At 73.9% G+C, this 19,175-nt stretch carries 17 protein-coding genes; 11 read left to right on the plus strand and 6 right to left on the minus strand.

What is annotated here, in order from left to right; translation table 11 throughout:
* The first annotated feature begins 22 nt into the window (after positions 1-22).
* The 5 genes from QSK45_RS21375 to QSK45_RS21395 all read left to right on the plus strand — a co-directional run bounded on the left by QSK45_RS21375 (position 23) and on the right by QSK45_RS21395 (position 4,854).
* Entirely contained in the window at positions 23-1,591 is a 1,569-nt protein-coding gene (locus tag QSK45_RS21375; protein ID WP_285559247.1) for a 4-coumarate--CoA ligase family protein, read from the plus strand.
* Positions 1,588-2,325, plus strand: coding sequence for an enoyl-CoA hydratase family protein (locus QSK45_RS21380; protein ID WP_285559248.1), 738 nt, complete (start codon positions 1,588-1,590; stop codon positions 2,323-2,325). The genes QSK45_RS21375 and QSK45_RS21380 overlap by 4 nt, the downstream gene beginning before the upstream one ends.
* A gap of 4 nt (positions 2,326-2,329) precedes the next feature.
* A complete protein-coding gene (locus tag QSK45_RS21385; protein ID WP_285559250.1) occupies positions 2,330-2,956 on the plus strand; it encodes a TetR/AcrR family transcriptional regulator in 627 nt (208 codons plus the stop codon).
* A gap of 42 nt (positions 2,957-2,998) precedes the next feature.
* On the plus strand, positions 2,999-3,571 hold the full coding sequence (locus tag QSK45_RS21390) for a hypothetical protein (RefSeq protein ID WP_285559252.1): 573 nt from the start codon (positions 2,999-3,001) through the stop codon (positions 3,569-3,571).
* A 251-nt stretch (positions 3,572-3,822) separates the two neighbouring features.
* A complete protein-coding gene (locus tag QSK45_RS21395; protein WP_285559254.1) occupies positions 3,823-4,854 on the plus strand; it encodes an isopenicillin N synthase family dioxygenase in 1,032 nt (343 codons plus the stop codon).
* Between the two features lie 104 nt (positions 4,855-4,958).
* Here QSK45_RS21395 and QSK45_RS21400 read toward each other — a convergent pair whose 3' ends face one another.
* Complete coding sequence (locus QSK45_RS21400) at positions 4,959-6,059, minus strand: citrate synthase 2 (RefSeq protein ID WP_285559255.1); 1,101 nt, start codon at positions 6,057-6,059, stop codon at positions 4,959-4,961.
* 132 nt (positions 6,060-6,191) lie between these two features.
* Here QSK45_RS21400 and pdxH point away from each other — a divergent pair, with 132 nt between their 5' ends.
* The 3 genes from pdxH (at position 6,192) to QSK45_RS21415 (ending at position 9,251) form a co-directional block, all read left to right on the plus strand.
* On the plus strand, positions 6,192-6,878 hold the full coding sequence (gene pdxH, locus QSK45_RS21405; RefSeq protein ID WP_285559257.1) for a pyridoxamine 5'-phosphate oxidase: 687 nt from the start codon (positions 6,192-6,194) through the stop codon (positions 6,876-6,878).
* Between the two features lie 385 nt (positions 6,879-7,263).
* Positions 7,264-7,722, plus strand: a complete 459-nt coding sequence (locus QSK45_RS21410; RefSeq protein WP_395483193.1) for a GNAT family N-acetyltransferase — start codon at positions 7,264-7,266, stop codon at positions 7,720-7,722.
* Between the two features lie 113 nt (positions 7,723-7,835).
* Positions 7,836-9,251: a PAS domain-containing protein gene (locus QSK45_RS21415; protein WP_285559260.1), complete on the plus strand. Its 1,416-nt coding sequence runs from the start codon at positions 7,836-7,838 to the stop codon at positions 9,249-9,251.
* Between the two features lie 9 nt (positions 9,252-9,260).
* On the opposite strand, the gene QSK45_RS21420 is transcribed toward QSK45_RS21415, so the two are convergent.
* Complete coding sequence (locus tag QSK45_RS21420) at positions 9,261-10,016, minus strand: SIS domain-containing protein (RefSeq protein WP_285559262.1); 756 nt, start codon at positions 10,014-10,016, stop codon at positions 9,261-9,263.
* Between the two features lie 312 nt (positions 10,017-10,328).
* Here QSK45_RS21420 and QSK45_RS21425 point away from each other — a divergent pair, with 312 nt between their 5' ends.
* Positions 10,329-11,021, plus strand: coding sequence for an iron-dependent transcriptional repressor DtxR (locus QSK45_RS21425; protein WP_285559264.1), 693 nt, complete (start codon positions 10,329-10,331; stop codon positions 11,019-11,021).
* 276 nt (positions 11,022-11,297) lie between these two features.
* On the opposite strand, the gene QSK45_RS21430 is transcribed toward QSK45_RS21425, so the two are convergent.
* From QSK45_RS21430 to QSK45_RS21440, 3 genes are all read right to left on the minus strand, one after another.
* On the minus strand, positions 11,298-12,887 hold the full coding sequence (locus tag QSK45_RS21430; RefSeq protein ID WP_285559266.1) for a transporter: 1,590 nt from the start codon (positions 12,885-12,887) through the stop codon (positions 11,298-11,300).
* Positions 12,884-13,660 carry an ABC transporter ATP-binding protein gene (locus tag QSK45_RS21435; RefSeq protein WP_285559268.1) on the minus strand — a complete coding sequence of 259 codons (777 nt, stop codon included), beginning with the start codon at positions 13,658-13,660 and terminating at the stop codon, positions 12,884-12,886. The genes QSK45_RS21430 and QSK45_RS21435 overlap by 4 nt, the downstream gene beginning before the upstream one ends.
* 111 nt (positions 13,661-13,771) lie before the next feature.
* On the minus strand, positions 13,772-14,437 hold the full coding sequence (locus QSK45_RS21440) for a bifunctional DNA primase/polymerase (RefSeq protein ID WP_285559270.1): 666 nt from the start codon (positions 14,435-14,437) through the stop codon (positions 13,772-13,774).
* Between the two features lie 257 nt (positions 14,438-14,694).
* On the opposite strand from QSK45_RS21440, the gene QSK45_RS21445 reads away from it, so the two are divergent.
* Both QSK45_RS21445 and QSK45_RS21450 read left to right on the plus strand, forming a co-directional pair.
* A complete protein-coding gene (locus tag QSK45_RS21445; RefSeq protein ID WP_285559271.1) occupies positions 14,695-16,080 on the plus strand; it encodes an NsdA family TPR-like regulatory protein in 1,386 nt (461 codons plus the stop codon).
* Between the two features lie 200 nt (positions 16,081-16,280).
* Positions 16,281-17,804, plus strand: a complete 1,524-nt coding sequence (locus QSK45_RS21450; RefSeq protein WP_285559274.1) for a hypothetical protein — start codon at positions 16,281-16,283, stop codon at positions 17,802-17,804.
* A gap of 37 nt (positions 17,805-17,841) precedes the next feature.
* Here QSK45_RS21450 and QSK45_RS21455 read toward each other — a convergent pair whose 3' ends face one another.
* Complete coding sequence (locus QSK45_RS21455) at positions 17,842-19,167, minus strand: ABC transporter substrate-binding protein (RefSeq protein ID WP_285559275.1); 1,326 nt, start codon at positions 19,165-19,167, stop codon at positions 17,842-17,844.
* Positions 19,168-19,175: the final 8 nt, after the last annotated feature.

The following is a 19,175-nucleotide window of genomic DNA, read 5'->3' on the forward strand; positions in this document are numbered from 1 at the left end:
GCCGCAGCCGCCTGGAGGAACCGTGTTCCACAGCGAGTACGCAGACGTCCCGCCCGTCGAACTCCCCATCCACGAGGCCGTGCTGGGTCACGCGGCCGCGTTCGGTGACCGGCCCGCCCTCGTCGACGGCACGGACGGGACCACGCTCACGTACGAGCAGGTGGACCGGTTCCACCGGCGGCTGGCCGCGGCGTTCGCCGAGGCGGGCGTGCGCAAGGGCGACGTCCTCGCGCTGCACAGCCCCAACACGATCGCGTTCCCGACCGCCTTCTACGCCGCCACCCGAGCGGGTGCCACCGTCACCACGGCCCACCCGCTCGCCACGGCCGAGGAACTGGCCAAGCAGCTGCGGGACAGCGCGGCCCGCTGGCTCGTGACCGTCTCCCCGCTGCTGGCGACCGCCCGCCGCGCCGCCGAACTCGCGGGCGGCGTACGGGAGATCTTCGTGTGCGACAGCGCCCCCGGGCACCGTTCGCTGGTCGACATGCTCGGCACGACGGCGCCCGAGCCGGAGACCGCCATCGACCCGGCCGAGGACGTCGCGGCGCTGCCGTACTCCTCCGGCACCACCGGCGTGCCCAAGGGCGTGATGCTCACGCACCGGCAGATCGGCACCAACCTCGCCCAGTTGGAGTCGGCCGCGCCGACGGGCCCCGGCGAACGCATCCTCGCCGTACTGCCGTTCTTCCACATCTACGGCCTGACCGCCCTCATGAACGCGCCCCTGCGGCTCGGCGGCACGGTCGTCGTGCTGCCCCGCTTCGACCTGGAGACCTTCCTCGGCGCGATCGAGAAGCACCGCATCACCGGCCTCTACGTCGCCCCGCCGATCGTCCTCGCCCTCGCCAAGCACCCGGCGGTCACCCGCTACGACCTGTCCTCCCTGGAGTACGTCCTGTGCGCCGCCGCCCCGCTGGACGCCGGGCTCGCCCGCGCCTGCGCCCGGCGCCTGGGCCTGCCCCCGATCGGCCAGGCCTACGGCATGACGGAACTGTCCCCGGGCACCCACGTCGTCCCCCTCGACCGGCTGCGCGAGGCACCCGCCGGGACCGTCGGCAAACTGGTCGCGGGCACCGAGATGCGGATCGTCTCCCTGGACGAGCCCGGCCGGGACCTCGGCGCGGGAGAGGCCGGGGAGATCCTGATCCGGGGGCCCCAGGTGATGAAGGGGTACCTCGGGCAGCCCGAGGCCACCGCCGCGATGATCGACGCGGACGGCTGGCTGCACACCGGCGACGTGGGCCGGGTCGACGACGACGGCTGGCTGTTCGTGGTGGACCGGGTGAAGGAACTCATCAAGTACAAGGGTTTCCAGGTGGCCCCCGCCGAACTGGAGGCCCTGCTGCTGGCCCACCCCGGCATCGCCGACGCGGCCGTCATCGGCGCGTACGACGAGGACGGCAACGAGGTGCCGCACGCCTTCGTGGTCCGCCGGTCCGAGGGCGAGGACCCGACCGAGAACGACGTGCTGCTCCACGTCGCCGAGCGCGTCGCACCGTACAAACGCGTCCGCAGGGTCACCTTCACCGACAGCGTGCCGCGCGCCGCCTCCGGGAAGATCCTGCGGCGACAGCTCAGGGAGCGCACATGACCGTACCCCTCGGACGCTCGCGCACGCGCGGCGTCGAGACCCTCAGCCTGGACGCCACCGGCACCCGCAACGCGCTGTCCGCGTCGCTCGTCACCGGTCTCGCCGGCGCGCTGGACGAGTGCGGCGAGGACCCGGACGTACGGGCCGTCGTCCTCACCCACACCGGCACCACCTTCTCGGCCGGCGCCGACCTGCGCGAGCCGCCGCACCCGGACGCGCTGGTCGGGCTGCTGCGGCAACTCGTCGAACTGCCCAAGCCGGTGCTCGCCCGGGTCACCGGACACGTCCGCGCGGGCGGCCTCGGGCTGCTCGCCGCCTGCGACATGGCCTTCGCCTCCGCGGCGGCCACCTTCGCGTTCACCGAGGTCCGCATCGGCGTGGCCCCCGCGGTGATCTCCCTGCCGCTGCTGCCGCGCACGGACCCGCGCGCCCTGGCCCGCTACTACCTCACCGGCGAGCGTTTCGGCCCCGAGGAGGCCGTGCGCACCGGCCTGCTCACCGCCGCCGCCGAGGACGTGGACGAGGCCCTGGCACCCGCCCTGGAGGGGCTGCGGCGATCCGCGCCCGAGGCCCTGGCGGAGACGAAACGGCTGCTCACGGCTAGGGTGCTGGAAACATTCGACCGGGACGCGGCCACCCTGACCGCGCTCTCGGCCCGGCTGTTCGCCTCCGACCGGGCCCGGGAGGGGATGACGGCCTTCCTGGAGAAACGGGATCCGGCATGGGTGGTGTGAGCAGATGAGGACGACGGCCGACCGCGCCCGCGGGTCCCGGGCGGACCGCGACCGGCTGCCCAAACAGGACCGCAGCCGCGCCACCCGGCAGCGGCTCCTGGAGGCCGCCGTCGCCTGTCTCGCCGAGCACGGCTGGGCGGGCTCCACGGTCGCCGTCGTCGCCGAACGCGCCGGGGTCTCCCGGGGCGCCGCCCAGCACCACTTCCCGACCCGCGAGGACCTGTTCACCGCGGCCGTCGAGTACGTCGCCGAAGAGCGCTCCACCGCGCTGCGCGAACTCTTCCCCGAGGGCGCGGAGGGCGACCGCCGGGCCGTCGTCACCGCCCTGGTCGACCTCTACACCGGCCCCCTCTTCCGGGCCGCCCTGCAACTGTGGGTGGCCGCCTCGAACGAGGAGCAGCTGCGCGGCCGGGTCACCGAACTGGAGGCCCGCGTCGGCCGCGAGACCCATCGCATCGCCGTCGACCTCCTCGGCGCCGACGAGTCCCGGCCCGGTGTCCGGGAGACCGTCCAGGGCCTGCTCGACATGGCCCGCGGCCTCGGCCTCGCCAACGTCCTCACCGACGACACGGCGCGGCGGGAGCGGGTCGTCGCGCAGTGGGCGGACCTGGTGGAGGCGTCGCTCGGCTGAGAAGCGGACGCGTTGTCAGTGGCGGCCGTTAACGTGGCCGGCATGGGGGACCACTTCCAGACGATCGTCGATCTCGACGCGACCGCGGCCGACGCGCCGCGCCTGGCCGAGCGGGTGCTCGGCGTGCTCGTGGCCGAGGGCGTCGTGCTGCCCGAGCGCACCGACGGCCCCTTCGGCCAGTACCTGCCGGGCCCGCACTGGCACAAGGCGGCCGGCCCGCGGGACACCGACTGGGCGCCGACCGACGGCCTGACCGCGCACACCGGGCGCACGGTCTTCCACGGCGGTCAGGGCGAGGCCGAGTGGGCGCGCTGCCCGCGCTGTACGGCGACCATCCGGCTGCTCACCGACGAGTACGACTGGATCGACGCGGCGTGGGAGCCGTACGAGCGGGCGATGAGCCGCTGGCGGGAGACGGGCGAGGCGGCTGTCACCTGCCCCGGCTGCACCGCCGCCGTCCCGCTGGCCGAGTGGACATGGGCGGGCGACTACTACGCCTTCGGCAGCCTGGGCTTCGAGTTCTGGAACTGGCCGGAGCTCGGGGAGGCGTTCCGCGGGCTGGTCGCCGACGCGCTGGGCGGGCACCGGACGACCCTGGTGTGGGGCAAGTTCTGAGCCCCTTCGCGGGCGGCCCCGGGGAGTGAGGCGGGCCACATCCGTATCCCGCCGCGCGCAGTACGCTGGGCCCATGCTTCCGATGCTCGTTCGCCGCCGCCACGTGGACTACGTGCGCGTCACGAGCATGGGCTGTCGGCGCCGCGCCGCCTGATCAGCCCCCACGCACTTCTCTCTCTTCCTTCTTCGGCACCTGGGGGCCGCCTACCCCCATGCGGCCGCCCGTGCCCCGTACACCCTGCGGACACACCATGACCTCGCACATCGCGACGACCGCGTCGTACGACCAGCTGCCCGTCATCGATCTCTCGGCCGCCGACCGCGGTCCGAAGGACCGTGCCCTGCTCCACGCCCGGCTGCACAGCGCCGCGCACGACGTCGGCTTCTTCCAGCTCGTCGGGCACGGCGTGAGCGCGGCCGAGACCGACGCGCTCCGCACCGCCATGCGCGCCTTCTTCGACCTCCCCGAGGCCGACCGGCTGGCGCTGGACAACGTCAACTCCCCGCATTTCCGCGGCTATACGCGCACCGGTGACGAGCGCACCGGCGGCGCCCGCGACTGGCGCGACCAGCTCGACATAGGCGCCGAGCGCCCCGCCCGCGTGCCGGGTGACGGCGAGCCGCCGTACTGGTGGCTCCAGGGCCCCAACCAGTGGCCGGCCGCCCTGCCCGAGCTGCGCACCGCCGCCCTCGCCTGGATCGACCGGCTCAGCGCGGTCGCCCGGCGGCTGCTGCACGAGCTGCTGACCGCCATCGGTGCGCCCGCCGACTTCTACGACCCGATCTTCGGCGACCGGGCCCACCCGCACCTCAAGCTGGTCCGCTACCCCGGCAGCGCGGGCGACGGCGCGGACCAGGGCGTCGGCGCCCACAAGGACTACGGCTTCCTCACCCTGCTCCTCCAGGACACCGTCGGCGGGCTCCAGGTGCAGCGCGAGGACGGCCGCTTCCACGACGTGCCGCCGCTGGAGAACGCCTTCGTCGTCAACCTCGGCGAACTCCTGGAGGTCGCCACCAACGGCTACCTCCTCGCCACCAACCACCGCGTGGTCAGCCCGCCCGGAGCGACGGAACGCTTCTCGATCCCGTTCTTCTACAACCCCCGCCTGGACGGGAAGGTCGCCCCCCTCCCGTTCCCGCACTCCACGCAGGCCCCGGGCGTCACCACGGACCCGACGAACCCCCTGTTCGCGGAGTACGGCTACAACGAGCTGAAGGGCAAGCTGCGGGCGCATCCGCTGGTGGCGGAGCGGCACCACGGGAACCTGCTGACGCCGGCGTAGGCGGCGACGTCCCACGGGGGCACGAGGCGGTGCCGGGGCGTGGTCCCGCCGCGTGGGCGGCACCGGACGGGACCGGTCCGCGGCCGCCCACGCGCCCCTGCCCCCTATCGGGCGATGTCCGCGTACCCCTCGATGTCCTGAGGCCGGCGGGGACCGGGCCCGACGTACCTCGCGGTCGGCCGCACCAGCCTCCCCGTCCGCTTCTGTTCCAGCATGTGCGCCGACCACCCCGCGGTCCGCGCGCACGTGAACATGGACGTGAACATGTGCGCCGGCACCTCCGCGAAGTCGAGCATGATCGCCGCCCAGAACTCCACGTTCGTGGCCAGCACCCGGTCGGGCCTGCGGTTGTGCAGCTCCTCCAGCGCGGCCTTCTCCAGCGCCTCGGCCACCTCGAACCTCGGCGCCCCCAGCTCCCGCGCCGTGCGCCGCAGCACCCGCGCCCGCGGGTCCTCCGCCCGGTACACCCGGTGCCCGAACCCCATGAGCCGCTCGCCCCGGTCGAGGGCCCGCTTGACGTACCCCTCCGCGTCCCCGGTGCGCTCGATCTCCTCGATCATCCCGAGCACCCGGGAGGGCGCGCCGCCGTGCAGCGGCCCGGACATGGCGCCGACGGCACCGGACAGCGCCGCGGCGACGTCCGCGCCGGTGGAGGCGATGACGCGCGCGGTGAACGTGGACGCGTTCATGCCGTGCTCCGCGGCGGACGTCCAGTACGCGTCGACCGCGGCGACATGCCGGGGGTCCGGCTCCCCGCGCCAGCGGATCATGAACCGTTCCACGACCGACTCGGCCTTGTCGATCTCCCGCTGCGGCACCATCGGCAGGCCCTGTCCGCGGGCGGACTGGGCGACGTACGACAGGGCCATGACGGCGGCCCGCGCCAGGTCGTCGCGGGCCTGCGCCGCGTCGATGTCGAGGAGGGGCCTGAGCCCCCAGACGGGGGCCAGCATGGCGAGCGCGGACTGGACGTCCACGCGGATGTCGCCGGAGTGCACCGGGATGGGGAAGGGCTCGGCGGGCGGGAGGCCGGGGTTGAAGGAGCCGTCGACCAGCAGGCCCCAGACGTTGCCGAAGGAGACATGGCCGACCAGGTCCTCGATGTCGACGCCCCGGTAGCGCAGGGCGCCGCCTTCCTTGTCCGGTTCGGCGATCTCCGTCTCGAACGCTACGACTCCTTCGAGCCCGGGTACGAAGTCGGACATCGGGCGGCTCCTCGTGCTGGGGCGGCGCGGCTCTGAACGGGCCTGGAATCAGCACGATAACCCCGTATGTCTCGCTTGTAGAGACTTGACGACACTGAGTGCCAGGTCCTGTAGATACGGCAAGATGACCGGGTGACCGACCGCGAACCTCTCCTGGACCCCGTTTTCGATCCCGCCGCGATGCGCAAGCAGTACCGGGCCGACGGACTCGCCGAGCAGGACCTCGCCACGCATCCCATGGACCAGTTCGCGCGCTGGTTCGAGGACGCGGCTCGGGCGGCCCTGCACGGCACGCTCTACGAGCCCAACGCCATGGTCGTCGCCACGGCGGACGCCGAGGGGCGGCCCAGCGCCCGCACGGTCCTCATGAAGCAGTTCGACACCGAGGGCTTCGTCTTCTACACGAACTACGACTCCCGCAAGGGCCGGGACCTCGCGGCGAACCCGCATGTCTCGCTGCTCTTCCCCTGGCACCCGCTGGCCCGGCAGGTCATCGTCACCGGCACCGCGCGCCGCACCGGCCGGGACGAGACCGCGGCGTACTTCCGCGTCCGTCCGCACGGCTCACAGCTGGGCGCGTGGGCCAGCGCGCAGTCCACGGTGGTCGGCTCGCGTGCGGAACTGGACGCCGCCTACGCCGAGTTGGAGGCCCGCTATCCCGAGGGCGAACAGGTGCCGGTGCCGCCGCACTGGGGCGGCTTCCGCGTCGTCCCCGAGACGATCGAGTTCTGGCAGGGCCGGGAGAACCGGCTGCACGACCGCCTGCGCTACACCGCCCGCCCGGACGGCTCCTGGCAGGTCGACCGCCTCAGCCCCTGAAGGCGCGGGGACTCCTGAAGGCGCCGGGTCCCCCGGTGCCCCGAAGGGCCCGAGAGCGCAGACGACCCGCGGGCTGGGTTCCTCCTCGGAGGAGCCGGCCGGACGTACCGGCAGCCCGCGGGTCGGGTGACTGCTTGGGATTGGGCCGGCTGCACGCATCTGTCACGTGCCGGTCCGGCACCGCACTTGAGTGTGGTGACGAGCCGCTAGCCCGCAGCCACCTCACGCGTCCGGTATTCATACATCTGCCGAACCACCTCCCTTCCGTGTGCCTACAGCCTAGGAACCGGCCGGGGACGGCTCAACTGTTTTTTTCGCGGACGCGGTCCGGGAGTCTCCGGCTCGTCCGAATGGGGGAGCGGCTTCGGTGGTAGGACTACTCACTGTGACCGATCTTCGGATCGCCCCGGTCGAGGGCGACGACATGCTGGAGCAGTGGCGCCACGTGCACAACGCGGTGGTGCCGCCCGCCGCGATGTCGCCGTCGCAGGCGCGGGTGCGCAGGGAGCGGTACCGGCTGGAGAACGCGTACGCCGGGGACGTCCTCGTGGGCTGCTCGACCGTGCGGCCGCCGGTGGGGGAGGAGCGGGTGGCGACCGTGATCGCGCGCGTGCTGCCGGAGTTCCGGCGGCGCGGGTTCGGGACGGTGATCTACGGGAACGCGCTGGACCGGGCGCGCGCCCTGGGGGCGGGTGTCGTGGAGACCTGCGTGCTGGCGGCGGACGGCGACGGGCTGCGGTTCGCCGTTCGGCGGGGGTTCGTGGAGGTCGAGCGCTACGTGCTGGACGGGGAACGGGAGGAATGGGTCGACCTGCGGCTCCGGGTGGAGAGGCCCGGGGGTTGATTCGGTCCGTCTTGAGGGAACAGGATGTGGGCTGCGTCACGTTCGAGTTGAATGAGGGGCAGTGAGCGGAACGGGCGCCTTACGTGCGCCGATGCAGCGTGCAGGGGGTCCAGGTGAGTGCTTCCCGGCGGAGTGGGGCCACCGGCGAACTGGGGCCCGACGAGCCCGGTGCGTCCGGCGAACCGGGCGAGTTCGGCGGGGCCGACCTGCTGGCCGCCCTGCTCGACGGCATGGACGCGGCACTGTGCGCCTTCGACGCGGACGGGGTCGTCACCCACTGGAACCGCGAGGCCGAGCGGATCCTCGGCTGGAGCGCCGAGGAGGCCGTCGGGCGGAGAGGGTTCGCCGGCTGGGCCGTGCGCAGCGCCGACGCCGAGGAGGTACGGACCCGGCTGCTGTCCGCGATGCGGGCCCCCGGGCGGCAGGTGCACGAGTTCGCGCTGCTGACCAAGGACGGCGGGCGGGTCCTCGTCCGCACCCAGTCCGCCGCCGTACGAGGACCCGACGGCGAGCCCGCCGGGGTGTACTGCGCCTTCAGCGAGGTGCACGCGCAGATCGACCTGGAGCGCTCGATCGCGCTGAGCGAGGCGCTGTTCGAGGACGCCGACTGGGGCGTCGTACTCGTCGACGCCGACCTGCGGCCCGCGGTGGTCAACGCGCACGCCGCGCGGGCCCTCGGCATCGGCCGCACGTCCGCGCTGGGGCGGCCGCTCGGCGAGCTGCTCGCACAGGGCGTGGAGGAGCTGGAGGCCGCCCTGACCCATGTCCTCGCCGAGGGCGCGCCGCCCGCGCCCGCCGAGATCTGGGTGACCCTGCGCAACCCCGCCGAGGGCGAGCAGCGCCGGTGCTGGCGCAACGCCTTCCTGCCGCTGGCCTCGCCGCTCGCCGAGGAACCCGTGCCGCTCGGGGTCGGCTGGCTCTTCCGGGACGTCACCGAGGCCAAACGGGGCGAGCAGGAGGCCGCGCTGCTGCGCTTCCGCACCAAGCAGCTGCACCGCGCCGCGCGTGCCGCCGCCGAGTGCGAGGACCCGCTGGAAGCGGCCACCGTCCACCTCGACTACGCCCTCGCCGGGTTCGCCGACCACGCCCTGATCGACCGGCTCGCGGACGCCCCGCGCGCCGAGGCCCCGGCCGGGGCGGGGGCCGTACGACTCGTACGGCTCGCCGCCACGCCCGCCGGGGCGCCGGGGCCGAGCGTGCTCACCGGGGCCGCCGGGCTGCCCGTGCGCTACGAACCGGGCCATCCGGCGCTGAGTTGCGTGGAGCGCACCGGATGCGTGCGCGCGGACGCCGGGTCGGTGCCGGCCGAGCTGGCCCGGGAGTGGGCGCTGCGCCGGCAGTGGCCCGGCGACGCGGTGCACGCCCTGTGCGCGGTGCTGCGCAGCCGGGGCCGCACGATCGGCGTCGTCACCTTCCTGCGCGGCGCCGCGCGCACGCCCTTCGAGCGCTCCGACGCGTCGTACGCCGAGGACGTGGCGCTGCGGATAGCGGCGGCGCTGGACCTCGCGGGGGCGACGCGGGAGGGCTAGCGGGCCTGGTCAGCGGTGGTAGAAGACGCGGTCGCCGTACTCGTCCAGCACCCGGGTGTTCCAGTCGTGGCCGCCGTCCACGTTCCCGGAGCGCAGCAGCGGGGGCTCGATGCCTCGGTCGGCGAGGGTGGCGGCGGCGGTGGCCATGACGGCCTGCATCAGCGCCGTGGTGACCACCGTGGAGGCGGGGGCGAAGGGCGCCGGGATGGGGTCGAGGGTGAGCTCCGCGTCGCCGACCGCGATCTTCGAGTCGAGGACCAGGTCGCAGTGGTCCTTCAGGAAGGTGCCCGAGGAGTGCCGGGACGCCGTCTCCGTCGCGTACGCCACGGAGGTCACGCCGATCACCTTGATGCCGAGGGCGCGGGCGCGCTGCGCCATCTCGACGGGGAGGGCGTTGCGGCCCGACAGGGAGATGATCACGAGGGCGTCGCCCGCGCGCAGCGGCGAGGTGTCGAGCACGGCGCTCGCGAGGCCGTCGACGCGTTCCAGGGCGGAGCCGAGGGTGGCGGGGGTGACGTCCACGCCCACGACGCCGGGCACCGCGAGGAGGTTCATCAGGGCGAGGCCGCCGGCCCGGTAGACGACGTCCTGGGCCGCGAGGGAGGAGTGGCCGGCGCCGAACGCGAACAGGCGGCCGCCGGCCGTGACGGTGTCGGCGAGCAGGGCGGCGGCGGACCCGATCGCCTCGGCCTCTTCCTCTCTGAGCCGTTGCAGGAGGTTGATGGCGGCGTCGAAGAACAGGTCGGCGGGCGTGCCGTCGCTCATGCGGTGCCCCTTCGCAGCGGTCCGTGTCGCGGATCACGGTGCGGTCTGGACCAGGGTGGTGTCAATACGGCCGGGGGTTCTCGTGGAGCGACCCGTGCCGGACGCCCCGCGAGGGCGCGGAGCGGAATCGATCCGCGGCTGTGCCGCGGGGGCGTGAGCGGCCACGAGGCGCCCGCGCCCGGCCGGTTGCCCGCGCCGCCCGGAACCCGCCCCGTTCCCACCGCTGACGCCCGCTTGTCGGTCCGATCCGGCAGAATTGGGTTGAGGCCGACGCACGCGCCGGGTGCCGGCAGAGGTAATCGAGGGGCACGTATGTCCGGACTGATCGACACCACGGAGATGTATCTCCGCACCATCCTCGAACTGGAGGAGGAAGGCGTCGTCCCCATGCGCGCCCGCATCGCGGAGCGGCTGGACCAGAGCGGGCCGACGGTGAGCCAGACCGTCGCGCGCATGGAGCGGGACGGCCTGGTGTCCGTGGCCAGCGACCGCCACCTGGAGCTGACCGGCGAGGGCCGCAGGCTCGCCACCCGTGTCATGCGCAAGCACCGCCTCGCCGAGTGCCTGCTCGTCGACGTGATCGGCCTGGAGTGGGAGCAGGTGCACGCCGAGGCCTGCCGCTGGGAGCACGTCATGAGCGAGGCCGTCGAGCGCCGGGTCATGGAGCTGCTGCGGCACCCGACCGAGTCGCCGTACGGCAACCCGATCCCGGGCCTGGAGGAGTTGGGCGAGAAGGACGGGGCCGATCCGTTCCTCGACGAGGGCATGGTCTCGCTCGCCGACCTGGACGCGGGCACCGACGGCAAGACGGTCGTCGTACGCCGCATCGGCGAGCCCATCCAGATGGACGCGCAGCTGATGTACACCCTGCGCCGGGCCGGTGTGCAGCCCGGTTCGGTGGTCAGCGTGACCGAGTCGCCCGGCGGGGTGCTGGTCGGCAGCGGTGGCGAGGCGGCCGAACTGGAGGCCGACGTGGCCTCCCACGTGTTCGTCGCCAAGCGCTGAGCCGCGGGCCCCTCGAAGACAGAGGGCCCCGGCGCCTTCCGGCGCCGGGGCCGTCCTCCCCATCGCTGACCCGGAGCCCCGAGCTCTCAGGGTCAGTCCCCCTCGGACCGTTTTTCCCCGAGCGGTCCGCCTCCCGCCAGAAAGATCCCCTCGGAGGCGGCGATCATTCCTGGCGGGGTGTCACTCGAATGAGGGGTGTTGCCCGCAGGGGCAGTATTTTCGAACTCCTGTCCCCATGAAGCCCGGCCGAAGCGGGCCGTTGCGAGCGCCGGGCGCTCACCCCTTGCTGACCGCCGCCAGGATCTCCGGCAGCCGCGCCGCCGCCCGCGGGGCCGCGAGGCGCAGCCCCAGCAGCGCGATCCCGGCGCCGTACACCGCGCCGACGGGCAGCAGCAGCCACGTCCACCCGACGCCCGCCGTGCCGTGGGCCAGCCAGACGCTGAGGGCGATGAAGGGGGCGCACAGGACGGTGGCGGTGAGCATGCCGCCGAAGACGCCGATCCAGGCGAGGCCCGCCTGCCCGGGAACGACGTTCTTCAGTCCCTCCTGCGGGATCGAGTACGGGAACCGCGCCGAGGCCCACGCCCCGGCCGCCAGCATCGCCCCGAGCATCGCCAGGGCCAGCCCCAGCACCCGCGGGAGCTTGGGCCAGGCGTCCAGCAGCGCGACGGTCACCACCGCGACGAGGGCCGTGTGGGGGAGGGTGACCAACAGCAGGGCGAGGGCCCGGCCGCGCAGTTCCTCGTACGCGTCCCGGGGCGAGGAGATGGTCAGGGCCACCATCCAGAAGGCGGAGGTGTCCTGCCCGAACTGGTTGTACATCTGCAGGCCGAGCATCCCGGCGGCGAAGCACGCGAAGTAGACCGAGCCGGTGTGCTGGAGCGCGTAGAACACCGGGATGATCAGCCCGATCGCCAGCGAGGTCACCCAGGCCGCCTTCGTCTTCGGGTCGCGCCAGATGTAGCGCAGCGAGCGCTCCATCACCGCGCCCGTGCGCCCGGCGGGCAGCAGCCGCGCGAGCCCGCCGGTGCCCCGGCGTTCCGCGCGCCCGGCGTCGGCGGGCCGGAGGGTGGACCCGTCCGGCGCGGTCATCAGCCTGGTCATGCTCCGCGCCCACGCGACGACCAGTGCCACCAACGCGGCTGCGGTCAGAGCGAGTTGGGCCAGCGCGATGCCGTACGACCCCTCGCTCGCCGTGCGCACGGCCGCCACCGCGGACGCCGGCGGGATCCAGGACAGCACGTCCGCGACCGGGCGCAGCTGCCCGAGCCCGCCCGAACCCAGGCGCCGCGCGCCGAAGTTGGCCAGCTGTGTGCCGACGGCGATCACCAGCCCGCTGAGCACGGCCAGGTCGCGGCCCCTGCGGCTGGTGAGCAGCCGTACGTTGGCGGCGGCCACGGCCCGCGCGAGCGCCACGCACACCAGCAGCGCGAGGACCACCGCGATCACCGCGGTGGTCCAGCCCGCCGCGCCCCGTGCCGGCACCAGCACACAGCCGATCAGCAGCAGCAGGGTGACCAGGGGACCGACGCCGACCAGGGAGGCCACGAGCAGGGCGCGCATCAGCGGCACCGGGCGCAGCGGCAGCATCACCAGGCGGGTCGGGTCCAGCGTCTCGTCGCCGGTCGGGAAGAACAGCGGGAGGAAGGCCCAGCCCAGCGCGAGCACGGCCGCCGCGGTCACGGAGACGACCTCGCCGTCGGGCCGCCGGCTGAGCAGGATCATGCCCGGCAGCTGCGCGAGCGCGAACAGCAGTGCGAGGACGGTGGAGACGACGAACGCGTCCCGCCGCCCCCGCGACTGCCGCAGCCCACCCCGCAGCAGGGACAGCTTCAGGCGTACGACGGTGCCGGTCAGGTGCGTCATCGGGCCGCCCCGCCGCCCAGCCAGTCGAGGTCGGAGCCGGCGTCGCGGCCGTTCGCGCCGACCAGCTCCAGGAACGCGTCCTGCAAGGTGGGGTGTCCGCCGCGCACCTCGGCGAGCGGTCCGGCGGCGCGGATGCGGCCGGCGGCCATCACGGCGACCCAGTCGCACAGCGACTCGACCAGCTCCATGACGTGGGAGGAGAAGACGACGGTGGCGCCGGAGGCGGTGTACCGCTCCAGGACGCCCCGGATGGTCTGCGCGGACACCGGGTCGACCCCCTCGAAGGGCTCGTCGAGGAAGAGCACGTCGGGGTTGTGCAGCAGGGCCGCCGCGAGGCCGATCTTCTTGCGCATGCCGGTCGAGTAGTCGACGACCAGCTTGTGCTGGGAGCCGGCCAGGCCGAGCACGTCCAGGAGCTGGGTGGCCCGCTTGTCCACCTCGGCGCCGGGCAGCCCGCGCAACCGCCCGGTGTAGCCGAGGAGTTCGCGCCCGGACAGCCGCTCGAACAGCCGCAGCCCCTCGGGCAGCACCCCGATCCGCGCCTTCACGGCCACCGGGTCCCGCCACACGTCGTGCCCGACGACCTCCACACTGCCCGCGTCCGGCCGCAGCAGCCCCGTCACCATGGAGAGGGTCGTGGTCTTCCCGGCCCCGTTCGGCCCCACCAGCCCGACGAACTTCCCCGCGGGCAGCTCCAGCTCGATCCCCCCGACAGCCACCTGCTCCCCGAACCGCTTCCAGAGCCCCCGTATGCACACTGCGGCGTTGGTCATGCCGTGCAGCCTACGGCGACCGTGCCGGCCTGGCGGGGGCCGGGGGAACCGCGCGGGCGGCCACGGCCCGCCCGCGCCCGCCGACACACGACGACCCCGCGGGCGAGGCCGCTAGCGGTCCCTGCCGCAGGCGTACGCGAGCGCCGCGATCAACTCCTCCACATCCGGCAGCCAGCGGTTCGCCGGCGTCGGCCGCCGCGCCCACTGCACCGCCCCCCGCGCGCCGAACCGCGTGGGCGGCGCCGCCACGTACGCCCCCTCGCCCAGGGCGACCAGATCGAGCGACCCCGGCACCCACCCGGACTTCCGCACCAGTTCGGGCGCCTTCGCCGCGCCTCCCGGCAGCACGAAGAACTGCATCCGACGGTCGGGGGAGAGGGAGACCGGCCCGAGCGTGAGCGACATCCGCTCCAGGCGGGCCAGCGCCAGGAACCCCGCGCTCTCCGGGACGGACAGCGCGTCGAACGTGCGCCCCGTCGGCAACAGCACCGACGCCGTCGGCTGCTTCTGCCACAGCCGCCGTACCACCGCCGCGCTCCCCGTCGCCTGGTTCGCCCAGTCGGGGCGCGCGGGGTGCGCACCCGGCGCAGGACAGGACGCGACGCCGCACGAGCAGCGCGGCATGCCGTCGAGGGGTTCCAGCCAGGTGCCCGGGAACACGTCCCAGTGCCGCTCCTCCGCGTAGCGCACGGCGGTTTCCTGTGGCGAATCCCCGCGTTGCTGCGGAATCTGCCCGGCAATCTGACTGTCTTCGGCGGCCGCGATCGTCTCTTCCACGCCCCACTCAACTCCCGCGCCCACCTGGAGTTACGGCCCCTGCCCGGCCGGGGCGGGAGCATCGCCTCCCCGCCCGGGGCGCATGGGTGCACCCGCGGGGGCGCGCGGTAGGGGGAGGGGTGCGATGTGGGTAGCCAGGAGTGGGGTTGGCATCAGCCGGTACCCGGCAAACCGCACATGTCGCGCATTGACGGTATGTCAGCTGGGCAGTGATCTTCCCGAAAGATCATGCTCCAGGGGTTCCCAGGGGGTAGCACATGGCCGCAAGGCCTCTCGTCGCGAGGCAGCCGAACGAAAGGCTGCAGGCACTCATCCAGGAAGCGGGGTGCTCCAACGCCGGACTGGCCCGGCGGGTCAACATGTGCGGCGCCGAGCACGGCCTCGACCTGCGCTACGACAAGACGTCCGTGGCCCGCTGGCTGCGCGGCCAGCAGCCCCGGGGCCGGGCGCCGGCGATCATCGCGGAGGCGCTCGGCCGCAAGCTGGGCCGTACGGTCACGATCGACGAGATCGGCATGGCCAACGGCAAGAACCTCGCCTCCGGCGTCGGCCTCCAGTTCTCGCCGACGGTGCTGGGGGCCATCGAGCAGGTCTGCGAGCTGTGGCGCAGCGACGTGGGCCGGCGGGACTTCCTCTCCGGCTCCTCGGTCGCCTCGTCCGCGCTGGTGGAGCCCAGCCGCGACTGGCTGATCTCCGCGCCCGACGCCCAGGTGGCCCGGCAGGCGGGCCCGCGCGTCGGGCAGTCCGACGTGGCCGCCGTGCGGTCCATGACCCAGGCCCTCACCGAACTCGACCACCAGTACGGCAGCGGGCATGTGCGCCCCGTGCTCGTGCACTACCTCAACAGCGTCGTCTCCGGGCTCCTCGCGGGCTCGTACCGTGAGTCGACCGGACGCGAACTCTTCGCCGCCGTCGCCCGGTTGACGGAACTCGCCGGATACATGGCCGTGGACACCGGCCAACCCGGCCTGGCCCAGCGGTACTACATCCAGTCGCTGCGCCTGGCGCAGGCCGCCGGGGACCGCGGCTACGGCGGCTATGTCCTCGCCGCGTCCATGAGCCACCTCGCCGCACAGCTCGGGAACCCGCGCGAGATCGCCCAGTTGGCGCGCGCGGCGCAGGAGGGCGCACGCGGGCATGCGACCCCCCGGGTGGAGGCGATGTTCCACGCGGCCGAGGCGCGCGGGCACGCGCTGCTCGGCGACGCGCGCGCGGCGGGCTCCGCGACCGCGCGGGCGATCTCCGCGATGGAGCGGTGCGACGACGACTTCGGCGACGACCCGGTGTGGATCCGGCACTTCGACGCGGCCTACCTGGCCGACGAGTTGGCGCACTGCCACCGCGACCTCGGACAGCCCGAGCAGTCCGCGCGCTACGCCGAGCAGTCCCTCGCGGGGCATCCCGAGTCCCGGGCCCGCAGGCGCGCGATCGGCTATGTGCTGCTCGCCACCGCCCAGGTGCAGCAGCGCGAGGTCGAACAGGCCTGCGCGACCGGCATGAAGGCGGTGGAACTGCTGGAGACGCTGCGTTCCAACCGGGGCGCGGAGTATCTCGACGACCTCCAGCAACGGCTCGAACCCTTCCGGGACGAGGCGGTCGTGCGGGAGTTCGGGGCCCGCCTCGACCTCCAGCAGGCCGCGTGAACACCGGCCCCGCGCCCACGTGAACATGTGGCGAACACCACCCGTGCGCACGGCGGGTCCCATGTACAGCGTCGCGCGGGGCCGTTCTGTTACTGCTGTCACAGCGGGGAGGCGGGGGACCGAGGTGCGTGGCCACCGGCTCCGGGGACCCGGTAGCGTGACCCGACGATTCACAAGGTCCCCCATTGGTAGGAGTCCCGGTGACGCAGAGTGGACAGGGCGAGGAGCTCTCGGCGCAGCCCGCGCGCGAAGGCATCGTGCTGCCCTCCGACGGAGGAGAGCCCCTGCTGCCGGGCACGCACGCCACACCGGCCGGCGGACAGGCGTGGGGCGGCTCCTGGGGGCCCGAGCAGCAGGCGCCCCAGGCGGGAGCGCAGGCCCAGGGCTGGCCTCCGGCGGCCGCCCAGCAGTGGGGCGGCCACGGCGCCCCGGGTGCCCAGCCCCCGTCCGGCGCGGGTCCGCTGCCCCCGGAGGGCGCCCCGGCCCCGTCGTACGGCGGTCAGCAGCAGTACGCCGGCGGGCAGCCGGGATACGGGACGCAGGACCCGTACCAGCAGCAGGGCCACCAGCCGCACCAGCAGCCTCAGCACCAGGCGCACCAGCCTCAGCAGCCGCAGTACCCGGTCCCCGGGCAGCCCGCCCCGCTGCCCATGGCCGCGGACAACGCCACCCAGTACCTGCCGCCGGTGCCCGCCGCCCCCGCCGACGAGGGCGCCACGCAGTACATACCTCCGGTGACCGTCGGGTCGCTGCCGCCCGAGTCGGCCGGCGAGCAGACCCACTACCTGGGGGTCAACCAGCGGACCCCGGCCCCGCCCGCGTCGCCCGACGCCGAGGCCACCCAGTACATCCCGCCGTACCAGGCCCAGGGCCCGGCGCAGGGGCAGGGCGGGGACCGGCAGCCGCCCGCCGAGTTCGACAACCTCTTCCGGGGCGGCCCGGCCCCCGACGCCCCGGCCGGCTCGACCCAGCAGCTCCCGCGCGTCGAGCAGCCGGGCCCCCACCAGCCGCCGTACGGCGCCGCGGCCCCGCAGCCGCCGTCGCCGTCGCCCTACACGCGCTACGACGACGGGCAGGACGAGCGGCCGCGGCGCCGCCCGTCGAAGGTGCCCATGATCGCGGCCATCGGCGTCGGCATCGTCGTGGTCGGCGTCGGCGCGGGCGCGCTCCTCAGCGGCGGCGGTGGCTCCGGCGGCACCGACGACAACAAGACGGTGGCCGCCACCTCCGCGGCCCCGCAGACCTCCGGGCCCGCCGCCGATCCGGCGCGCGCGCAGGCGGTCGAGCTGGACAAGCTGCTCGCCGACAGCGGCAGCAGCCGCGCCTCGGTGATCAAGTCGGTTGCCGACGTCAAGCAGTGCGCGAATCTCGACGGTGCCGCCACCAGCCTGCGCGACGCGGCCGGGCAGCGCGGCCAGCTGGTCACCCGGCTCGGCAAGCTCAGCGTGGACAAGCTGCCGGACAACGCGGCCCTGACGGCCGCCCTGACCAAGGCGTGGCAGGCCTCGGCCGCGGCCGACAGCCACTACGCGGCCTGGGCCGACCAGATCAAGGGCGGCGGCAAGAAGACCTGCCGCAAGGGCCACGCCAAGATCACCAACGAGGCGCAGGCCGGCAACCGCGAGAGCGGCACCGCGAGCCAGCAGAAGGTGAAGGCGGCGGCGCTGTGGAACGCCATCGCCTCGAAGTACGGCCTGACCCAGCGCCAGCCCACCCAGCTCTGACAGCCGCTTCGGGGCCGCCGGAGACGCGGGCGAGGACTCACTGCACGTCCGCGTTCTCCAGGGTCCCGGTCATGTCGGTGGTGCCGTCGATGCCGCCGATGCCCCTGCGGGCCGCGACCAGCTCGCCGTCCCGCACCACCTGGAGGGTGACGTCGGCGTTCACCATCCGCGGGAAGCCGACCGAGGCCAGCTTGCCCTCGTAGGGCCAGCGCAGGGTGGGGGTGAGCCCCCCGGTGGAGACCTCCAGACCGCCGTCCAGCGTCTTGCGCACGGAGTCGGCGGTCACCTCGCCGTCGCCGATCCTCTCCAGCGCGGCCTTCAGCACGGTGTACGCGATCCAGGTGGTCTGCACCCCGGCGTCCGCGGGGTCGATGCGGTTGTCGCCGAAGGCCTCCTTGGTGATGACCTGCCTCATCTGCTTCCAGCGGGCGTCGGTCGCGGGCGGGTACCAGCCGGTGACGTACGCCCCCTCGTACGGCCCCGACGAACCGCCCGTCGCGTTGATCATCGTCTGGTCGACGTTGCCGAGCACGGTGCCCACCCGTACCGCCGGGTAGTCCGCGCGTTCGCGCCGGAAGGAGTCCATGAAGGTGTCGGTGCGGTCGCCCAGCGCGGGCACCACGCACCCCTTCTTCAGCGCGTCACCGGCCGCGTACCGCAGCGCCTTGTCGGACGGGGTGCCGTACTCGGTGAGGTCCTCCGCGGCGAGCTGGTCCTGCGCCTTCGGGTGCCCGCCCGCCTTCAGGCCGGAGTCGAGCATGGCGGGCAGCTCGTCGCCCGCGATGCTGTCGGGGCGGACCAGGGAGACCGGACCGCAGCCGGCCGCGAGCGCGCGGCCGAGACCGGCGAGCAGCGCGGGCTGTCCGCCGTTGACCGGGTACGACATCATCCCGGTGAACTCGTCGGTGGTGACGCCGTAGCCCCCGATGTACGGGATGCCGGCGCTCTCCAGTGGGGCGAGGAAGGAGTCGCCGAACTGGCTGTAGGAGCCGACGACGGCGACCACGTCCTCGGCCGCCGCTCGCCGGGCGCACTTGGCGGCACCCACGCTGTTGTTGTGGTCGTTGCAGGTCAGGACCTGGAGCTTGCGGCCGCCGATGCCGCCCTGGGAATTGATCCACTTGGCGTACGCGAGGGCCATCGCGGGCATGCCCGGCTTGTTGGTGGCGCCGGTGTCCTGCGGCGCCCAGGTCATGACCCTGACGGGGTCCGCCGCGCCCGTGACGGAGGGGAGGACCCCGCATCCGGCGGTGAGCGAAGCGCACAGGGCCACCGCACCCAGGGACAGGGCGGCTGCCCTGCCGGGGCGGGAGGAGGCGGAGGGAAGGGGGGACGTGCTCAGGGTGCGTGGCCTGCCGGTCATGGACCCCC

This window comes from Streptomyces hygroscopicus subsp. hygroscopicus (assembly GCF_030269125.1).
In the GTDB taxonomy this organism is placed as follows: Bacteria; Actinomycetota; Actinomycetes; order Streptomycetales; family Streptomycetaceae; genus Streptomyces; species Streptomyces hygroscopicus_C.